Here is a 19,287-nt window from a genome sequence, read left to right on the forward strand (position 1 = left end):
GTGCTATAGAAGGAGGCCCTATGGAATTGTTAAGAATTGAAAATCTTACCCATATGTTTGGTGGGTTGAAGGCCATTTCGGACCTGCATATCGCCGTTAACCGTAAAACTATTTATGGAGTGATTGGAGCGAATGGCGCAGGTAAAACAACCTTGTTTAATTTGATTACCGGAATATATAAACCAACAGCCGGTCGTATTGTTCTTGATAGAACGAGTCTGGTTGGCAAACCCTCATACGAGATTTCCAGACTCGGAGTAGCAAGGACATTTCAAAATTTACGTTTATTTAATGATCTGAACGTTATAGAGAATATCCATGTCGGTCAAATTTGTCATCGAGGGTTAAGAAAGAGTAAAGCTAAGGAAATGTCTGACAAAATAGAGGACTTGCTTAATCTCTTTGGACTTGAAATGCGGGCCAACGAAAAGGCAGGGAATTTACCTTATGGAATGCAAAGGAAGCTGGAGATAGCAAGAGCCTTAGCTACAGAACCGAAATTATTATTATTGGATGAACCTGCTGCAGGAATGAACCCCAAAGAGGTCCTTGGGTTAGTGAGTTTAATTCAAGAAGTAAAAAAGCAGTTCAGTGATATAACCATTGTGTTAATTGAGCACCAGATGAAACTGGTGGAGGGTCTCTGTGATTATGTAACGGTCATGAATTTTGGTCAAGCAATTGCTAACGGGACAGTACAAGAGGTGCAAAGTAACCCCAAAGTGATTAAAGCATATTTAGGCGAAGCGGAGGTGAGTTAATGCCAAAAATTATGGAAGTTGAAAATCTTGAAGTTGTATACGGGGTTATTAAAGCATTACAGGGGATTTCGTTCTATATCGAGGAAGGAGAAATCGTGACGATTATCGGAGCGAATGGAGCTGGAAAATCAAGTACTCTACGGGCAATTTCCGGCATGGTGCACCCGAGTTCCGGAAAGATAAGGTTCAAAAATAAGGACGTTACAAATTCTCCTTCTCACATGATCGCTCGCCAAGGATTATCACATGTTCCTGAAGGAAGGGGCATGCTGACAAAGTTAACTGTTGAAGAAAACTTAATTCTTGCTACATACAACCGAAAAGATCATGATCAAGTTAAAAAGGACATGGAAGATGTTTATAAACAATTTCCACGTTTAGCAGAGCGGAAAAAACAAGCAGCCGGCAGTCTTTCGGGTGGAGAACAACAGATGCTGGCAATTGGCCGGGCTTTAATGACTGGAGCCGATACATTATTGCTGGATGAACCGTCGATGGGGCTGGCTCCCTTGATTGTCACAGAGATTTTTGCCGTCATTAAGCGCATCAATCATAGTGGAAAGACGATTTTATTGGTTGAACAAAATGCAATGACAGCCTTAAGTACCGCCCATCGTGCTTATATTTTGGAAAATGGAGTAGTTTTAAAGAGTGGTAAAGCTAGTGATCTTATTAGTGACCCGGAAGTCAAAGCAGCTTATCTAGGGGGGCATTAATCAATTTTGAGGAGAAAGAGAGGATATCTGATGGCTGTTTTTAATGAGGATAAAATCAAAATCGAAGTTTTAAACTCCCAATGTAAATTATATCAGCCAGGCGATCAGATAGTGATTGACGGACCGCTCATTGATTTCGAGTCCTCTAATCATGTTTGTGTTACAGCTCTAAATGCCATGTATCCCTTTGTTTTCGCCTTGCGTAAGAAAGTGACTCCAGAGGCTTTAGGATTTGATGGAGATGTGACGGTTCAGTGCCCGGATTATTGTGCGCCGGTGGTTTTTAAGCTTTGCCAATTTACTGGGAAATAACTGATATGGACGTTAAGTTTCTTGATGATAATGATTTTTTGCTGGATTGGGGGTGGGATTGACATGTTTGGTCTCGGGTATCGACATTAATTTATGAAAATTGTAATTGGAGGAGAATCTTATTGAAAAAAATACTTCTTAAAGTCAATGGCACTTCACGTCACGTGGTTGCCGACTCGAATTTAACCCTGCTTGACTTGCTTCGTGACAAATTCCATTTGACAGGAACCAAGCAATCCTGCGACAAGTTAGGTCAATGCGGTGCTTGCACGGTTATAGTCAACGGCAAGGCAGTCAGATCTTGTTTGTTAAAGGTTGAAAAACTGGATAACGCCGAGGTGATCACTGTTGAGGGCTTAGGCACTCCTGAGAATCCTCACCTTATACAAGAGGCTATGGTTTTATCTGGAGCCGTTCAGTGTGGTTACTGCACTCCCGGCATAATTATGGCTGCCAAGGCTTTATTAGATGCAAATCCAAATCCCAGTACAGAAGAGATAAAAGAAGCCCTACGTCACAACTTGTGTCGTTGTACAGGTTATGTCAAGATCATCGATGCTGTAAAGTTGGCAGGCCGGTTTATTCGGAATGAGATTTCACCCGATGAAGTACGACCTGATCCCAATGGCCCTATGTACGGTGTCTCTCATCCTCGCCCGTCAGGGTTGGCCAAAGCATGCGGCACAGCACAATTTACAGCGGATATTATCATTCCCGGAGCTCTGGAGTTAGTTACTGTACAAAGCCCACATCCTCATGCCTTAATTAAAAAGATAGACTATTCGTCCGCTTTAAGCATGCCCGGGGTAGTGGGCGTTATGACGGCAAAAGACATCATGGGCACTAATCGTTTGAAATACACTGTTGCCGACCGTCCCGTTCTCTGCGAAGACAAAGTACGCTATATCGGCGATCCTGTGGCAGTTGTAGCAGCAGTAACCCGCCCTCAGGCGTTGGAGGCCGCCAGGATGGTGGATGTGGAGTATGAACTGTTACCCGTATTGAATTCACCTGAAGAGGCAATGGCCGACGGAGCAATTCAACTGCATGATGATAGGCCAAATCTATGTTTTATTCAACCCCAGATAAAAGGTGATGCGGAAAAAGCTTTGACTGAATCGACAACGGTTATTGAAGCGCATTTCACCACTCAGATGAACCATCAAGCGCCCCTCGAGCCGGAGGCATGTGTCGCTTACTTTGAAGGCGAGGGTAATGATGCCCAGCTCGTTGTCATTGGACGCAGCATATTTATTCACAAACATCTGAGTATGCTTCAGGAGGCCCTTGGCTGGAAAAATATGCGCTACGAAGAAGCCTATACAGGCGGACAGTTCGGCATAAAATTGGAAGTTACCTCGGAGGGTATTGCTGCTGGTGCCGCCATATTCTTTAAGAGATCGGTTCGTTACATCCCCAGTCTGACAGAGTCAATGCTGATGACGCCGAAACGACATCCTTTCGATATGCAAGTTAAGCTTGGTGCAGATAGCACGGGCAGGATCACCGCCTATAAGATTGATATCAGTGTGGACAACGGTGCGTATCACTCAAATGGTGATGTGATCATCAACCGGGCAATGCAAATGCTTTCAGGCGCATATAACATACCCAATGTACACGCTTTTAGTAAATTGACTTACACGAATAATCCCTGGGGATCTGCAGCGCGGGGAGCAGGCCCGCCGCAAGCTCATTTTGCTTTGGAGTGCGCGGTTAATATGCTGGCGGATAAGCTGGGAATAGATCCATTGACTATGCGGATATTGAACTCTCTGAAGCCGGGTCAATCAAAGTCCACAGGCAGTATCGTAGAACAGTGGCCTTTCCCTGAACTCTGTGAAGCTATGCGTCCCCACTATGAACGAAGTCTCCTTGAGTCCAGGGAACATAAAAAGGGCGTAATCCGGCGTGGTGTCGGGCTGGGAGCTGGTGCATTTGGTATTGGGGGAGCCGGTGATCGAGCTGTTGTAAAAATAGAACTTGATTCCGACAACGGAGTAACTATCTATGCCGCTGTAGCCGATCCCGGCGAAGGAAGCGATTCAATGCTTACTCAGTTGGCTGCTGACGGTTTAGGATTACCTCTGAACAAAATTCGTCTAGTGACGAAAAATTCAGACTATGCCGGCGCCACAGGACCTGCAGCTGGCAGCCGAATGACTTACATGGTGGGAGGGGCTTTAGTAGACGCAATTAAACAGCTAAAACAGGCAATGAACGATTTAGGGGCGACTACTTATCAGGAACTTAAAGAAGCTGGGCGTCCGGTTTACTATGTTGGAACAAAGACTACTCTTGAAACCGGTTCACTGGATCCCAAAACTGGCCAAGGGCCTTCCTTTGAGTCTCAGGTTCATGCGTTACAATTAGCCGAAGTTGAGGTGAATACTGAAACGGGTAATGTTAGGGTTCTCAAGATGACCACCGCAGTGGACAGCGGACCGGTAATTAACCCTCAGACCTATGAAGGACAGCTTGAAGGCGGTGCAGATATGGGTGCTGGGTTTGCTCTTCGTGAACAGTATATTGCAGGCCAGACAAAAGACTGGGTAACATTTAAGTTTCCGAGTATAAGAACCTCATTCGAAATGGAGTCGATCATCAGAGAGACGCCTAGAGTGCATGGTACTGGTAAGGGGTCAACAGGAGTTGGTGAGATGACGATGGTCCCGACTGCTCCGGCGATTATTAGTGCCATTAAGGATGCAATAGGAATATGGATCTGCGACTTGCCGGCAACACCCGATAAGATTAAAGCAGCCTTGGACAATTAATCAGCGCTGCCGCCACGCCAGTCCGACTTTGAAATGCGCATTTCAAAGTCGGACTGGCATTTTTAACGAATTTTCATTTACTTTTTCAGGGGACAGCCTTGGTTATTTGATTATAAAAGAGCATTGTATGAGAAATGAAAATAGAAATGTTCATATGGAAATATGGTAATACGTGTTTCGTTGGAAAGTGCAGACGATTGATTCATGGTATGGAGTGAGCATCAATTATTTTATTAGACACTTAGAAAATAAGTGCTATAGTTATAAAATAGGGGAATAACCCGAACTGCGGTAAGATATTAGATGTATCCCAAAACAGAAAGGTAGATATTGATGCTGAATAGATTTGCTGCTTGGAATAGTTGGTTAGGCCGGCGCATGTTTCTTCTTGTTATCGCGGCTATAGGTGCAGGTTTTATAACAGCCATTCCAAAGTCTGCCCTGACCAGCAGGTTGGTTGTAATTTTGTTTGCCTATATGACGTTTATTAGTGCCCTGGACACCAGTATTAAAGACTTTTTCCGAGTTTTAAAAAAACCTTGGATTGCTGTTTGGATTCTCATTCTGGTTCATTTCGTTATGCCGTTTGTTGCTTGGGGTATAGGAATAATTTTCTATCCGCAAGACATTTATACAAGGACCGGCTTTTTAATTCAAGCCGCCATTCCCATTGCGGTAACATCGTTAATTTGGACTTCAATTGTAAGTGGTGATATGGCCCTTTCCATCGTCGCGATTACAATGGATACAATTATCAGCCCTTTCTTATTGCCGCTGTTTTTCTCGATAGTACTTGGGAAGACAGTTCAATTAGATTATATAAGTATGATTTGGGAGCTCATGTTAATGGTATCCCTGCCTAGTCTTACAGGTATGATCATTCATGATTTGACAAACAATCGTCTGTCAAAATTGACAAGTTCTATCGGCGGATTTTCATCGAAAATAGCCATATTTTTGATGGTGGCATTAAATGCCGGCAGTATCGTACCGGAAATACATTGGGATCTTGGCCTTGCTAGGCTGCTGGTGATAATCGGCCTTTTAGTAGCATGCGGCTTCATATTAGGATTTCTCGGCTCTTTACCCCTCCGCCAGATCAATCCTGCGACGCTGGTAACAATGGTCTACACCATAGGGATGCGTAATATCTCTTTTGGGGTTGTCCTGGCTATGGCATATTTTCCGGTTAAGGTCGCTGTGCCGGTTACTTTGGCAACCTTTTTCCAGCATCCTATCGCAGGCATAGTCGCTCAACTATTTAAAAAACATGGTAAAATCGACTCAATAGCATAACCAGATATCTACTAATAATTTTATTATTACATAAAGATTTTGAGATTGGGACGATTGGCATATATCTTGCATAATTTAATATTTAGGTATAGCGATATTAATACTGGGGGAATGAGGCTAAAAGATTATAATCCATTAAAGAACACCGGGAGGCGATAAGCGCTAAATTAAATAGTTCAGTCCATTTGAGTGTTGGAATAATGCTGATTTTTAAGCTTAAATGAGGTAAAAAATGATTTCAAGTATAATAATTATATGTATTTTTGGTTTTCTGTCAGCAGCCGTCGATGCGATTTCGGGAGGCGGCGGGCTGATAAGCTTACCTGCTCTCTTACTGGTTGGAATACCGCCGCACCTGGCTTTAGGTATCAATAAGTTTGCTTCCTCCATGGGCTCGTTTAACAGTTCGCTGACATTTGCCCGTTCAGGAAAAGTAAATTTTCAGTTGGTTAAATGGTTAGTGCCTTTTACTTTCCTGGGAGCTTCTTTAGGTGTGTGGTCTGTTCTCAGAATCAGTCCGGACTTTCTGAATAAAATAGTCCCTATTCTGGTTATTTTTGTGGGGATTTATACTCTTATCAACAAAAATTTAGGAATAGAAAATAGATTTAATGGCTATAAAACCTCAAGTTTACTCCTAGGAATAGTCTTTGCTTTTTCTTTGGGATTCTATGATGGGTTTTTTGGTCCAGGCACGGGTTCATTTCTTATATTTGCTTTTATATCTGTATACGGCTTTGATTTTGTTTCAGCTTCAGCGAATTCTAAAGTCCTTAATTTTACGAGCAACCTGGCTTCCTTGATCCTTTTTGCCTGGAATGGGAAAATCTTATATCAATACGGAATTCCCATGGCGATAGCCATGATTATCGGATCCCAGGTAGGGACGAGGCTGGCAATCACTAGGGGCGCCAGATTAGTAAAACCGATATTTCTGACTATGTCATTCCTGGTATCCCTGAAATTGATGATTTGGTAAATAGTTAACATAGACTAATTTAAAGGAGAATGATCATGACAATTAAAAACATCTTTTGTGTAGGACGAAATTACCCTTTACATGCCAAAGAACTCAATAATGCGATTCCCAGCGAGCCGCTTCTCTTTTCAAAGCCGTCTCATGCTGTTGCCGAAGCCAATAACAATGAAATTATTCTGCCCCAAAGTTATGGCGAGATTCACCATGAACTTGAGTTTGTAATTCATATCTCCAGAAGTTATGAGCCGGGACTAAAAGTCGATGATCTTATTGATAAAATAGCCCTTGGCATTGATTTTACCTTAAGGGATGTGCAGAACGAACTAAAGAAAAAAGGTTACCCGTGGCTCCTGGCGAAGGGCTTTCCCAATTCTGCTGTCCTAACAACTTGGACTTCTTTTTCAGGCTTAGAGGATTTTGCGAAGAGCGATTTTACCCTTGAAATAAACGAGAAAGAGGTTCAGCGAGGTAATATTAAAGATTTGTTATTTGATATACCGACACTTCTGGAATATATAGCTAAGCACTTTGGTCTTGGTGAAGGGGATATTATATTTACAGGAACGCCTGCCGGCGTAGGTCCGGTGTCTGATGGAGATCATTTAGTAATGAAGTGGAATCAGACGAAAATGGGAGAATTTACGGTTAAACTTAAGTAAGAGATTATAACATTTTTCATTTTTCTATCAGCAAAGGAGTTTGCCATCAGGTAAGCTCCTTTGCTTTCAATTAGATGTTATAATGATGATGAATAAAATGAGGCGGGTGATCTCAAATGCGGCCAAAGTTATGTCTCCTTGCACCCAATGAAGATATTGCCCATACAGCAGAAAACGTTATTAAGGAGAGAGAATTTAATTGCGACATACTAATTGGCAATTTGAAAACGAAAGGGATTGAACTTGCTAAGCAGGCACTTAAAGCAGGCTGCGAAGCAATCATTAGCCGCGGCGGAACCTTTTTAAGAATTCAAGAAGAGATCACTGAGATCCCAGCAGTTCAGATAAAAGTTTCAACGATTGATTTGTTGAAAGCTTTACACGCGGCCTCATATTTCAGTTACAAGGTTGGTGTCGTCGGTTATTCCAATACAATTTATGAAGCTTCGTCAGTGGGAAAGTATCTTAAACTGGAAATCATAGAAATTCCCATCGACAGCTCTATTATATTGCAGGATCGTCTTAAAGAAGAAGTTAATCAAGGCTTAGAAGTGATCGTCGGTGATACGATGGCAAGCAATCTGGCTTCAAATTTAGGAATTCAAGGAATTCTGATTGCCTCAGGGAAGAGAGCTATCTATGAAGCTCTGAGCCAAGCGGAAGACCTGGCAATTCTGCGCAGAAAAGAAGCCATATCCCAGCAGAGGATCAGCACCATTTTAAACAAGCTTTCAGAAGGAATCTTGGCAACGGACAGCGGGCAGAGAATAACCCATTGTAATCCCGCAGCCGAAAAGTTCCTGGGATTGTCAGCAGGGGATATGCTTAATAAGAACATCGAAGGTATTCTTAATGGGGCCTACAATAATAACGAACTAATTACAATTAAAGGTCAACAATATATTTTGACTATTGAACACATCCAAGATCACGGAGTCAGAAACGGAGAAGTGTTTACCCTGAAGCCTGTCAAGGAAATTCAAGATATGGAAACTAAGTTAAGGAGAAAGCAGCATAGCCGTGGTTTAATTGCAAAATATACCTTTAATGACATTGTTGGTCAAAGTGAATCCTTGATCCAGACTATTCATAAAGCAAAGCGCATCAGCAAATCCAGCGCCACTGTGCTCATTATCGGCAAAACCGGGGTTGGCAAAGAAATGTTTGCTCAAAGCATACACAATGAAAGCCCCAGAAATCGGGGGCCTTTTGTAGCCGTTAATTGTGCCGCTCTCCCGGAATCAATACTGGAGAGTGAATTATTTGGATATGTCGAAGGCAGTTTTACGGATGCCAACAAGGGCGGGAAAATGGGTTTGTTCGAATTAGCCCATCGGGGGACCATTTTCCTTGACGAGATTGGAGATATGAGTTTATCGGTTCAAGCAAAAGTGTTAAGAGTTATTCAAGAAAAAGAAGTTGTACGTTTGGGCGGAGATAGGGTCATTCCCGTAGATATTAGAGTCATCGCGGCAACAAATGTAGATTTATGGGATGCGGTAAACGATGGGCGTTTTAGACAGGATTTATATTATCGAATTAATGTGTTAAGGGTGGATATACCATCCTTATCTGAGAGAGGTCAGGATGCTCTTCTTCTGACTGAGTTTTTCCTAAATAAGCTAAATCCCTCAATTCAGGTTAAAGAGGGGGCTTTAAAACCTTTATTAGATCATGACTGGCCCGGCAATGTACGGGAATTATATAATTTTGTCGAGCAAATTACGGTCCTTCAGGAAGATAATGCCTTAGATGAATCGGCTGTTCGCAAATTCTTGGCTTTCAGCGTCAAAGGAAACAAGGTATCTAATGCCAAAAGAATAGGCAACTTCTCCAAAAGGCTGACAGATGAAGAAATTTTAGAAACATTAGAACAGTGCCGCGGCAACCAGGCTATGACCTGTGAGATTTTAGGAATTAACCGTTCTACCCTTTGGCGGCGTTTGAAAAAGCTGGAGGTTAATTCCTAAGACATCCATTGCAGCGTTGCGTTTGTTGCATCCCTATGTTGCGTATGTTGCATTGCAACACAGGGATGCCTTCAGACCCCTTAAAATATAAGGGGTCTTCTTTATCTAAGCTTGGCACGCTTCTTGCTTAATACTTAAGTAAATATTAAATTTTCACAGTATTATTACAAATGAATGGGGATTAAAGAGTTTTTTCTCTTATCTCACAGTTCTAGGAGGGATGTCAGGAGTTAATGCCTCTTGAATTAATGGAATTATTAAGAAATTCCATAAAAAAGCAATCATTTATAAGTAATAAGAAGGAGGAAAATTAAAGTGAAAAAGAAGACGTTTTTTAGAAAGGCTGCTCTCTCAGGGCTGGTATTGACCCTGGCCTTAACCCTAACGGCCTGCGGAACTGCAAATCAGTCCTCAACCACAGGTTCTTCGAACCAAGCAGCTTCAAATTATCCCACCAAACCGATCACTGTCTTACAAGGATTTAAAGCCGGCGGCGGAAGTGATCAGCTGGCCCAAATGACTCAGCCCTATTTGCAGAAAATTATCGGGCAAACCTTTGTAAACCAATATATACCTGGAGCAACGGGGGCCATTGCCTGGACACAGCTGGCCAAACAAACTAAAAATGATGGCTACACGATCAGTATTACCAATACACCTATGTTAATGACCAACTACCTGATGAACTCCGATATTAAGTACAGCATTGACGAACTTACGCCAATTGCTAATGTTGTTACCGACCCTGGAATTCTCGTAGTTTCTAAGGACAGTCCCTTTAAAAACTATCAAGACTTTGTGGACTATGTTAAAGCACATCCGGGACAACTTACCATTGGGAATTCGGGAACAGGGGGAGATGACTTTTTCTCAATTCTGCAATGGGAAAAAGCCACAGGCCTAAGCGTAAAACAAATTCCCTTCCAGGGAGACGGTCCGTCATGGCAAGCTGCAGCAGGAAATAAGGTTCAAGCAAGCTCCACTAACCTGGGAGTAGTATACAGCCAGGTAAAAGCCGGAAACGTCAGAGCATTGGCTTTATATGCTGAGAATAGAAACGACCTGCTTCCGGATGTTCCTACCCTGAAAGAACTTGGTGTTGACATGGTGGCCGGTTCTTCCCGCGGTTACAGTGCTCCCAAAGGAATCCCTGACGATGTCAAACAGAAACTGGAAGACGCTTTTACTCAAATGGCCAAAGATCCGGAATTCCAAAAGGGATTACATGATGCAGCCCTGCCCATCGACCTTAAAGTAGGGGACGATTATGCTAAATATCTCAAAGATCAGGAAACGACCTTTAAAGACATTTGGGATTCAGTAAAGGATCAAGTCGCAGCTCAAAAATAATCTCTTTAGAGCAAATAGGAGAGAGGAAAAATCCTCTCTCCGTATCAGCAACGACGTGGAGGTGCTTCAGATGAGAAATTTGGCCAAACACGGAATCGCTTCCGCCGTGGCCTTAATTTTTGCGATTGTCTTTTATGTGAATTCTTATAAGCTGCCTCAAGATGCGGCAAGCTTACCCCGCATACTTGCTTGGCTGATTATCCTATTAGCTCTGGCAATGTTCGCAGAAGCTGTTTATAAAGAACGAAAAACAGTCAATCCCTCTCAAGATCCTGCCCTAACTTCCCCTGAATCTCCTGAACCTCAAGAACCCATTCATGTTTTTCGAGTTTTTGTATTTGCGGCCTTCATTGTGGTTTATGTGGCTCTCATAGAACCCTTAGGATATTTTCTTGTAACTCCTGTGTTCGTTATAGGGGCACTGGCCTATCTTAAGTCAACCAAGCTTTGGAAATCAGTGCTCATAGCCCTTGGCTTTACAGCTTTCTGCTATTTTCTTTTTGTTGCGTTTCTTAAATTGCCAATTCCAATGGGACTTATGTCTTAAAGGAGGACAATAATGAATAATTTACTGATGGGCTTATTAAACGTTGTATCGCCTTTCAATCTTTTAGCGGTTGCTGCAGGAACTGCTTTAGGGCTATTCGTAGGAGCCATGCCAGGCCTTTCAGCTACCATGGCCATTGCCTTGCTCCTGCCGGTAACCTTTGGCATGGATCCGGCCACCGGAATTTGTATGCTGGCTGCCCTGTATATGGGAGCAATGTACGGCGGGTCAATTACAGCTATCCTCATCCGAACCCCCGGAACTCCAGCAGCAGCGGCAACAATCATGGATGGCTATCCAATGGCCCAGCAAGGTCGTGCCGGAAAGGCCTTGGGTGTATCCTTAACAGCTTCTTTAATTGGCGGAGTTATCAGCAGCATTGCTCTCTTAACCATTGCTCCAATCTTAGGGAAGGCAGCTCTGTCCTTTGGGCCCGTAGAGTTATTTGCTATAGCAGTTCTCGGCATGACAATTATCGGCTCCCTTTCTTCCGGTTCACCCATCAAAGGGATTCTTTCCGGAGTAGCCGGATTGTTAATAGCCATGGTAGGGATGGACCCTATCTCGGGAGTACCCCGGTTCACCTTTGGGACCATCTATCTTTTTAACGGAATCTCCTATGTTGTTGCTTTAATCGGCCTTTTCTCAATTCCCCAAGCTCTCCGGCTTGTAGAAAAGGATGGGGGAGGACCACAGAAGGCTGCCTCCATTAACGATAAAATGCTGCCAACCTGGACAGAATTCAAGTCCATGATTGTCACAATTCTGCGCTCCAGTCTGATTGGTACCTTTACAGGATTGATTCCCGGAACAGGCGGGGATACAGCTTGCTGGTTCGGATATAACGAAGCCAAACGTTTCTCCAAAGAAAAAGAAAAGTTTGGAACAGGCCATCCTGAAGGTGTTGCCGCTTCAGAAGCAGCGAATAATGCGGTTGTCGGAGGATCCTTGGTTCCGACCATCACTTTGGGGATTCCGGGAAGTTCTGCCACTGCTATCCTCTTAGGCGGCCTCATGGTTCATGGCATAATGCCCGGGCCAACCCTTATGACGGATCACGCGGACATCACCTTTACTCTGCTTTGGGCAGTTATGCTTGCCAATATTTTTATGTTTTTGGAAGGCCTTGTCTTTACTCGAGCTGCAGTTTCTGTGACCAAAGTGCCCAATAAAGTCCTGGCGCCGATTATCGTCATTCTCTGTGTTATTGGCTCCTTTACCATCAACAACAGTATTGATGATGTGTTTGTGATGATCGGTTTTGGAATTTTGGGTTACTTCATGGATAAGCTCAATATCCCTACAGCTCCTATGGTCGTCGGGATGATTTTAGGAATGATGCTGGATAACACCATGCGCCAGTCATTGCTGATGAGCAACGGCAGCTGGTCCATTTTCTTATCATCACCTCTCTCCGTGATTTTGCTGATCATTGCCTTGATATCTCTCCTTCAAGCTACACCGATTTTTGCTGTGCTGAAAAAAGCTTTCTTCAAGAAAAACACTCCTCAGCTTGGTGGAAAGTAATAATTGTTAAGGAGGAGCTATAAACATGAGTGCCATAAATCAACTGTTGGATAATATACCTATTCCCAGGATGCTGAAAGTTAACCAAGTGTTCCCGCGTCCAGTGACTGACAGGCTGGAACATGAGCTTCTGGCCAAACTTGAGGGTAAAAACAGCGGCCTAAGGTTTAAACCCGGACAAACAGTTGCCGTAGCAGTTGGCAGCCGTGGCATAGACAGAATACCGGATGTGGTTAAGACTGTTGTCGGCTATCTCAAAAATTGTGGTGCCGATCCCTTTATTGTCCCAGCCATGGGGAGCCATGGAGGAGCAACCGCCCAAGGGCAAAGGGATATGCTGCGCGGCCTTGGGATTACGGAAGACTATGTCCAGGCACCGATTCGGGCCACTATGGAAACTGTCCAGGTGGGAGTCGCCGAAAATGGACTGCCTGTCTATGTGGATAAATTCGCATCTGAAGCAGATGCCATCGTCATTATTAACCGCATCAAACCTCATGTAGCCTTCCGAGGCCCCTATGAAAGCGGATTAATGAAGATGATTACCATTGGTCTCGGGAAACAAAAAGGGGCGGATATTTGTCACGAATTAGGGTTCGGTCACATGGCTGAAAACATACCGGCCATTGCCAGAGTCACCCTGAAAAATACCAAGTTAATTTTCGCAGTGGGTATCTTAGAGAATGCCTATCACGAGATATGCCAAATCGAAGTACTAAAGAATGAGGAAATCGAAGGCGCAGAACCTGTTTTACTGGAAAAAGCCAAAAGTTTGTCTCCCAAAATCTATTTCGATAACTTGGATGTTTTAATTATTGATGAAATAGGCAAAAACATCAGCGGCACGGGATTTGACAACAATGTGGTTGGCCGCTATCATACCCCCTTCATAAGTGGGGGACCTGTTATAACAAGAGTTGCTACCCTGGATTTAACAGACGTTTCCCATGGCAACTGCAATGGTCTGGGGATTCTTGATTTCACAACTAAACGGGTCTTTGAGAAAATTAGCTTTGAAGCCACTTATCCCAATTCCCTAACTTCAACCGTTCCCTTAAGTGTAAAGATTCCCATGGTATTAAAAAATGATCGCCAAGCTATTCAGGCTGCCATTAAGACATGCAATATCAAAAATTTGTCTGAAGTCAGAATGGTTCGTGTTAAAAATACGCTGAGCCTTGGAATGATGGAAATATCGGAAAGTCTGAGAGAAGAAGCCAGCAAAAATCCCTGCTTGGAAGTTCAGAGTTCCCCTTATAACCTGGAATTTAATGAGTATGGAAATCTCTTTTAGTGAATTCCCCAGTCTTGACTGGAGGTCTATTAATGGCAAAAAACAAAGGATATAAGAGTTATGAAATTACCGAGGGTGTGGAGAGGGCGGCACATAGAGCTTTGTTATTTGCTCTCGGTATTGAACGGCAGGATTTAGACAAACCGATTATTGCTGTGGTGAACAGCAGGAATGAAATGGTACCGGGCTGCGTTGCCCAGGAATACATCGTCGATAAAGTAAAAAAAGGAATTATTGAAGCCGGCGGCCTTCCTTTTGAGATTAATACCATAGGTGTTTGTGACGGGCTGGCCCAGGGACATGAGGGAATGAAATACTCATTGCCTGCCCGGGATATTATTGCCGACTCCATTGAGATTGCCTTGGAAGCTCATCGTTTTGACGGAGCCGTTTTTTTGGCCACCTGTGATAAAATGACACCCGGCATGCTCATGGCTGCCCTGCGTGTTAATATTCCTTCTATTTTTGTTCCTGCCGGGGTTATGAAAGCGGGAGATTATTTAGGACAGCAAATTACGATTTCCAACATGAGAGAATATGTCGGCAAATACCTGACCGGTAAGATTGACTGGCAGACTCTGCAGCAGATTGAAGAGCTGGCATGCCCGGGGGTAGGTACCTGTTCAATGATTGGTACGGCCAATACCATGGCTGGTATTTGTGAAGTTCTGGGCTTAGCTCTGCCTTTATCGTCAACCATGGAAGCCAATACACCGGCGAAAGGCAGAGAGGCCCATAAAGCCGGAAAACGCATTGTTCAGCTGGTCCATGATAATATCAAACCTTCCGATCTATTATGCTATGAATCCTTTGCCAATACGATTCGATTTACGTTAGCCATAGGCGGTTCAACGAATACGGTCCTTCATATTCCGGCCATCGCTTATGAACTGGGTATAAAAATAAATCTTGAGTCCTTTGATCGTTATGTCAATACTCCCTATATCGCTAAAATTAGTCCATCAGGGCCTAAAACTATGGGAGATTTTCACAAGGCAGGAGGAGTTCCTGCTGTGCTTAAATCTCTTCAGGAAATCATGGATTTAAACCAGACTACTGTGACTGGACAAACTCTGAAAGATATTGCCTTGCAGGCTGAATGGAACGACAGGGATATGATTCGGGAAAAAGACAATCCAATTCGTTCAGATGGCGGCTTGAAGGTACTTTGGGGAAGTTTGGCACCGGAGGGGGCCATTGTCAAACGATCGGATTGTCAAGAGAAAATGTGGATTCACGAGGGTCCGGCCTGTGTTTATGATTCTATGGAAGATGCTATTGAAGCCATTAAAGAGCATCAGGTCAAATCCGGCTCTGTTATAGTGATACGCTACGAAGGTCCTGTAGGAGGACCGGGCATGCGGGAGATGCAGATGATTACTTCTTTACTGATGGGTTCCGGGCTGGGCGAAAGCACTGCTCTGGTAACAGATGGCAGATTATCGGGTTCTTCCCGAGGGCCTTGTATCGGACACGTTTCTCCGGAAGCAGCCTTAGGAGGAGCTATTGCTTTAGTTGAAAATGGAGATAAGATTTCAATTAATCTCCTGGCAGGGACTCTTGAACTTAACGTTCCTCCGGAAGTTATGGAGGTAAGACGCCGGAACTGGGTACCCATAGTAAAAGAAGCTAAGGGAATTTTAAAACGCTATACAAGGATGAAACCCAACCCGTTAAACGGAGCAATATGGGAGTAATTGCATCATTGCAAATGTTGCATTTCATTGCAAAAGTGCAACAAATGCAACATTTGCAACGCAGTTCAATCCCTTCAGCCCGCAGAATTTACAACAAATAATTGGCATTGTTTTTGCAATGTATCCTAGATAAGAAAAATAACAATGATTCTGGCCAACCCGGAGTTAGGAGAGTTAACCGGGTGTGGTTTGGGAAGGAGGATGAAGGAATTGAAGAAAATGCTGCGTGGCTCTCAGGAGTTATTCGAAGGAGTTAAAGGTGCCTACCCTAGAGCAATGTTTAAATCAGTAGGCTATAGCAAAGAAGACTTGAAAAAACCGATCATCGGTGTTGTTAGTGCTTGGTCGGAAATTCATCCCGGGAGTTATGCCAATAAAGAGTTGGCCCAATTTGTCAAGGCCGGGGTTTGGGCCGCGGGAGGAACTCCTGTTGAATTTCATACCATCGCAGTTTGTGATGCTATTGCTCAAGGTTTAGGAATGCATTATTCATTACCCAGCAGAGAAGTTGTTGCTGCAGAGATAGAAGTGATGGTAGGTTCAGGAGGATTTGACGGCCTGGTTTTCCTGCCTTCCTGTGACAAGTCTCCGGTTGCTATGCTTATGGCGGCAGCGAGATTAAATATTCCCAGTATTTTTTTGCCGCCTGGTCCAATGCTTTCGCATTTTGACGAAAATGGCGAACAAAGGGTCATGTCCGATATTAAAGAGGGAATGGGTGCAGTCAAAAAGCATTTAATCAGTGATGAACAGTTCGAAGCAATAGAGACAGACACCTGTACTACCATTGGGGTTTGCGGCATGATGGGAACAGGCAACACAATGGGCTGTCTCATTGAAGCTCTGGGAATGAGCTTGCCTGAAACATCAACCACACCTGCAGTTTATGCTGAAAAACGCCGCCAGGCTAAAGAAACCGGAAAACGTATTGTTGAAATGGTCCGGGAAGATTTAAAACCCAGCAAAATAATAACTGGGCATAATCTGGAAAATGCTGTTCGTTTCCTGATGTCCATCGGGGGTTCGACAAACGTTGTCTTACACTTACCGGCTATTGCCAGGGAAGCAGGGCTGGAATTGAGCCTGGATCAAATCGATAAACTGTCAGGGACAACTCCTTGTATTGCTAAATTTAAACCCTCCAGCAAATTTACCCTTTGGGATTTTTATCAAGCCGGCGGGGTGGGAGCGATCCTTCAAGTATTGGAGCCTCTGCTTAATAAAGAGGTTATGACCGTGACAGGACAAGCCATCATTAGTTATGGCCGGGAGGTAAAAAACCGGCAGGCCATTCAGCCTCTGAATGCTCCTTTGCAGCCTCAAGGAGGAATTGTCATTCTTAAAGGCAGTCTGGCTCCTGATGGAGCTGTTATCAAAGTAAGCGGTGTCAAGAATGCTCCTTCTCGTCAGGTAGGTACAGCTAAGACCTTCGAGTCTGAAGAAGGTTTAATGGATCACATTATGAATAAGGAAATAAAACCGGGAGATGTCCTAGTGATTCGTTATGAAGGCCCTGCAGGCGGTCCGGGAATGAGAGAGATGTCCATTCCGGCAGCCTTGCTGACGGGAATGGGGTTGGGTGACAGTGTCGCTATGATTACCGACGGACGTTTTTCCGGAGCCACGAGAGGTTTCTGCATCGGTCATGTTACCCCGGAAGCTCATGTAGGTGGTCCTATTGCCATTGTGCAAGACGGTGATTCTATTGAAATAGATATCGAAAACAAACAGCTGAATCTTCTCATTAGTCCTCAGGAAATGGCTGAGCGGTTAGCTGCACTGACACCCAGAAAGTCCCCTGTTGATACAGGATTCCTTGGATTGTACAGTCGTAATGTTGGGCAGGCAAATCGCGGAGCCCTTCTGGAAAATATGGATTAACTGCTAGGAGGGTAGTTATGCAAAAGGCTTTAAAAATCGATTCACGGGACAACGTGGCTGTTGTTCTATCAGAGTTAAATAAAGGCGACGATGTTTTAGTCAATACTGAAAGTGGTGCTCTTCAGTTAAAGGTCCTGAGTAATATCCCTTTTGGCCATAAGATAGCCTTAAAACCCCTTCCGAGTGATGAACCTATTATTAAATACGGTGAAGTGATCGGAAAAGCGAAAACTCCAATTGAACCAGGAGAATGGGTTCATTTACAAAATCTCTATTGTGAAAGAGGCCGGGAAGATTAATTCTGCGGAAGTTCCAAGGAAGGGAGTTAAGTACATGCATTCGTTTTATGGATATAGACGATCACAAGGCTTACCTGGGGTTAGGAATTGGGTAGCAGTTATATCGTCAGTTTTTTGCGCCAATAATGTTGTACGTCGTATCACACAGCAGGTTGCAGGAACAGTTGAGCTGACCCATCCTGTTGGCTGCAGTCAGGTAGGTTTAGACTTGGAACTGACAGCGAAAGCACTAAAGGGAGTTGGCAGACACCCGAATTTCTATGGCGTTGTGGTTGTCGGACTTGGCTGCGAGCGTTTCCGGGCCAAGGAGCTGGCAGATAGTATTGCTGCAACAGGAAAACCGGTAGAGATGGTTGTCATCCAGGAAGAGGGTGATACCCAAAAAGCCATCGCCAAAGGAGTTTGTTTGGCCCAAGGCCTTGTTGAACAGGCAGCCAAGCAGAAGAAAGAAGAATTCCCCATATCCGAGCTGTTTTTGGGTCTAAAATGCGGGGGTACTGATGCCACATCCGGGATTGCCGCTAATCCTGCCCTCGGCTGGGTTACTGATCAAATTGTTGCCGAAGACGGACGAGCCATGTTTACTGAGGTCACAGAACTGATCGGTGCTGAACATGTTCTCGCTCGGAGAGCAGTTAGCCCGGAAGTAGGACAAAAAATTCTTGATACTGTTAAAAACATGGAAAACAAATTAAAATTGGGAACCGCCCATTTGGATCTGCAGAATAGATCAGCTCTTATATCACCGGGTAATGAAGATGGCGGCGTAACAAGTGTCGTCGAAAAGGCTCTGGGTGGAATTCACAAGGGCGGCACCGGTCCGATCACGGGAGTCCTTGATTATGGGGAACCTGTCGGCGGCCCCGGATTATATATTCTGGATTGCCCTGGTCATGATGGAGAAGCAGTGACAGGACTTATTGCTTCCGGCTGTCAGGTTGTAGTTTTTACTACCGGAAGAGGAACTCCTACTGGTTTTCCCGGCGTACCGGTTATAAAAATTACCGGAAATACATCGACCTATGAGCGGATGAAATTCAACCTTGATTTTAATGCCGGGGAAATTATTGATAAGGGACTAGCCATCTCCGAAGTTGGAGAAGGACTTTTCCGGAAGGTCATTGACACAGCTTCCGGGGAACCTACAAAGGCGGAGATTGCTATGGGAGATGAATTATTCTGCATCACCCGCAGTTATGGTGGTTAAATCAAGGAATTTAAG

General features: G+C 44.0%; 16 protein-coding genes. All 16 read left to right on the plus strand.

The window, feature by feature from the left end; all coding sequences use genetic code 11:
• The first annotated feature begins 20 nt into the window (after nt 1-20).
• The 16 genes from DESOR_RS14535 to DESOR_RS14610 all read left to right on the plus strand — a co-directional run bounded on the left by DESOR_RS14535 (nt 21) and on the right by DESOR_RS14610 (nt 19,272).
• Nucleotides 21-761 carry an ABC transporter ATP-binding protein gene (locus DESOR_RS14535; RefSeq protein ID WP_014185343.1) on the plus strand — a complete coding sequence of 247 codons (741 nt, stop codon included), beginning with the start codon at nt 21-23 and terminating at the stop codon, nt 759-761.
• On the plus strand, nt 761-1,477 hold the full coding sequence (locus DESOR_RS14540; RefSeq protein ID WP_014185344.1) for an ABC transporter ATP-binding protein: 717 nt from the start codon (nt 761-763) through the stop codon (nt 1,475-1,477). The genes DESOR_RS14535 and DESOR_RS14540 overlap by 1 nt, the downstream gene beginning before the upstream one ends.
• Nucleotides 1,478-1,507: 30 nt before the next feature.
• Nucleotides 1,508-1,789 carry a TIGR04076 family protein gene (locus DESOR_RS14545; protein ID WP_014185345.1) on the plus strand — a complete coding sequence of 94 codons (282 nt, stop codon included), beginning with the start codon at nt 1,508-1,510 and terminating at the stop codon, nt 1,787-1,789.
• 122 nt (nt 1,790-1,911) lie between these two features.
• Complete coding sequence (locus tag DESOR_RS14550; protein WP_014185346.1) at nt 1,912-4,566, plus strand: molybdopterin-dependent oxidoreductase; 2,655 nt, start codon at nt 1,912-1,914, stop codon at nt 4,564-4,566.
• A gap of 333 nt (nt 4,567-4,899) precedes the next feature.
• Complete coding sequence (locus DESOR_RS14555; protein WP_014185347.1) at nt 4,900-5,862, plus strand: bile acid:sodium symporter family protein; 963 nt, start codon at nt 4,900-4,902, stop codon at nt 5,860-5,862.
• Nucleotides 5,863-6,094: 232 nt separating this feature from the next.
• Nucleotides 6,095-6,841 carry a TSUP family transporter gene (locus DESOR_RS14560; RefSeq protein WP_014185348.1) on the plus strand — a complete coding sequence of 249 codons (747 nt, stop codon included), beginning with the start codon at nt 6,095-6,097 and terminating at the stop codon, nt 6,839-6,841.
• A 35-nt stretch (nt 6,842-6,876) separates the two neighbouring features.
• A complete protein-coding gene (locus DESOR_RS14565) occupies nt 6,877-7,500 on the plus strand; it encodes a fumarylacetoacetate hydrolase family protein (protein ID WP_014185349.1) in 624 nt (207 codons plus the stop codon).
• Between the two features lie 116 nt (nt 7,501-7,616).
• Nucleotides 7,617-9,470, plus strand: a complete 1,854-nt coding sequence (locus DESOR_RS14570; protein ID WP_014185350.1) for a sigma-54-dependent Fis family transcriptional regulator — start codon at nt 7,617-7,619, stop codon at nt 9,468-9,470.
• A gap of 315 nt (nt 9,471-9,785) precedes the next feature.
• A complete protein-coding gene (locus tag DESOR_RS14575; RefSeq protein WP_014185351.1) occupies nt 9,786-10,820 on the plus strand; it encodes a tripartite tricarboxylate transporter substrate binding protein in 1,035 nt (344 codons plus the stop codon).
• Between the two features lie 70 nt (nt 10,821-10,890).
• Nucleotides 10,891-11,367, plus strand: coding sequence for a tripartite tricarboxylate transporter TctB family protein (locus DESOR_RS14580; RefSeq protein ID WP_014185352.1), 477 nt, complete (start codon nt 10,891-10,893; stop codon nt 11,365-11,367).
• A gap of 12 nt (nt 11,368-11,379) precedes the next feature.
• A complete protein-coding gene (locus DESOR_RS14585; protein ID WP_014185353.1) occupies nt 11,380-12,894 on the plus strand; it encodes a tripartite tricarboxylate transporter permease in 1,515 nt (504 codons plus the stop codon).
• Between the two features lie 25 nt (nt 12,895-12,919).
• Nucleotides 12,920-14,188, plus strand: coding sequence for a nickel pincer cofactor-dependent isomerase, group 22 (locus tag DESOR_RS14590; protein ID WP_014185354.1), 1,269 nt, complete (start codon nt 12,920-12,922; stop codon nt 14,186-14,188).
• Between the two features lie 32 nt (nt 14,189-14,220).
• The gene (gene ilvD / locus DESOR_RS14595) at nt 14,221-15,885 is read left to right on the plus strand and encodes a dihydroxy-acid dehydratase (protein WP_014185355.1); all 1,665 of its coding nucleotides are present in this window, start codon (nt 14,221-14,223) and stop codon (nt 15,883-15,885) included.
• A 219-nt stretch (nt 15,886-16,104) separates the two neighbouring features.
• Nucleotides 16,105-17,766 carry a dihydroxy-acid dehydratase gene (gene ilvD / locus DESOR_RS14600; protein WP_242832538.1) on the plus strand — a complete coding sequence of 554 codons (1,662 nt, stop codon included), beginning with the start codon at nt 16,105-16,107 and terminating at the stop codon, nt 17,764-17,766.
• Between the two features lie 17 nt (nt 17,767-17,783).
• Entirely contained in the window at nt 17,784-18,065 is a 282-nt protein-coding gene (locus DESOR_RS14605; protein ID WP_014185357.1) for a UxaA family hydrolase, read from the plus strand.
• Nucleotides 18,066-18,099: 34 nt separating this feature from the next.
• Nucleotides 18,100-19,272 carry a UxaA family hydrolase gene (locus tag DESOR_RS14610; protein WP_014185358.1) on the plus strand — a complete coding sequence of 391 codons (1,173 nt, stop codon included), beginning with the start codon at nt 18,100-18,102 and terminating at the stop codon, nt 19,270-19,272.
• The last annotated feature ends 15 nt before the right edge of the window (nt 19,273-19,287 follow it).

This window comes from Desulfosporosinus orientis DSM 765 (genome assembly GCF_000235605.1).
GTDB classification, from domain to species: Bacteria; Bacillota; Desulfitobacteriia; order Desulfitobacteriales; family Desulfitobacteriaceae; genus Desulfosporosinus; species Desulfosporosinus orientis.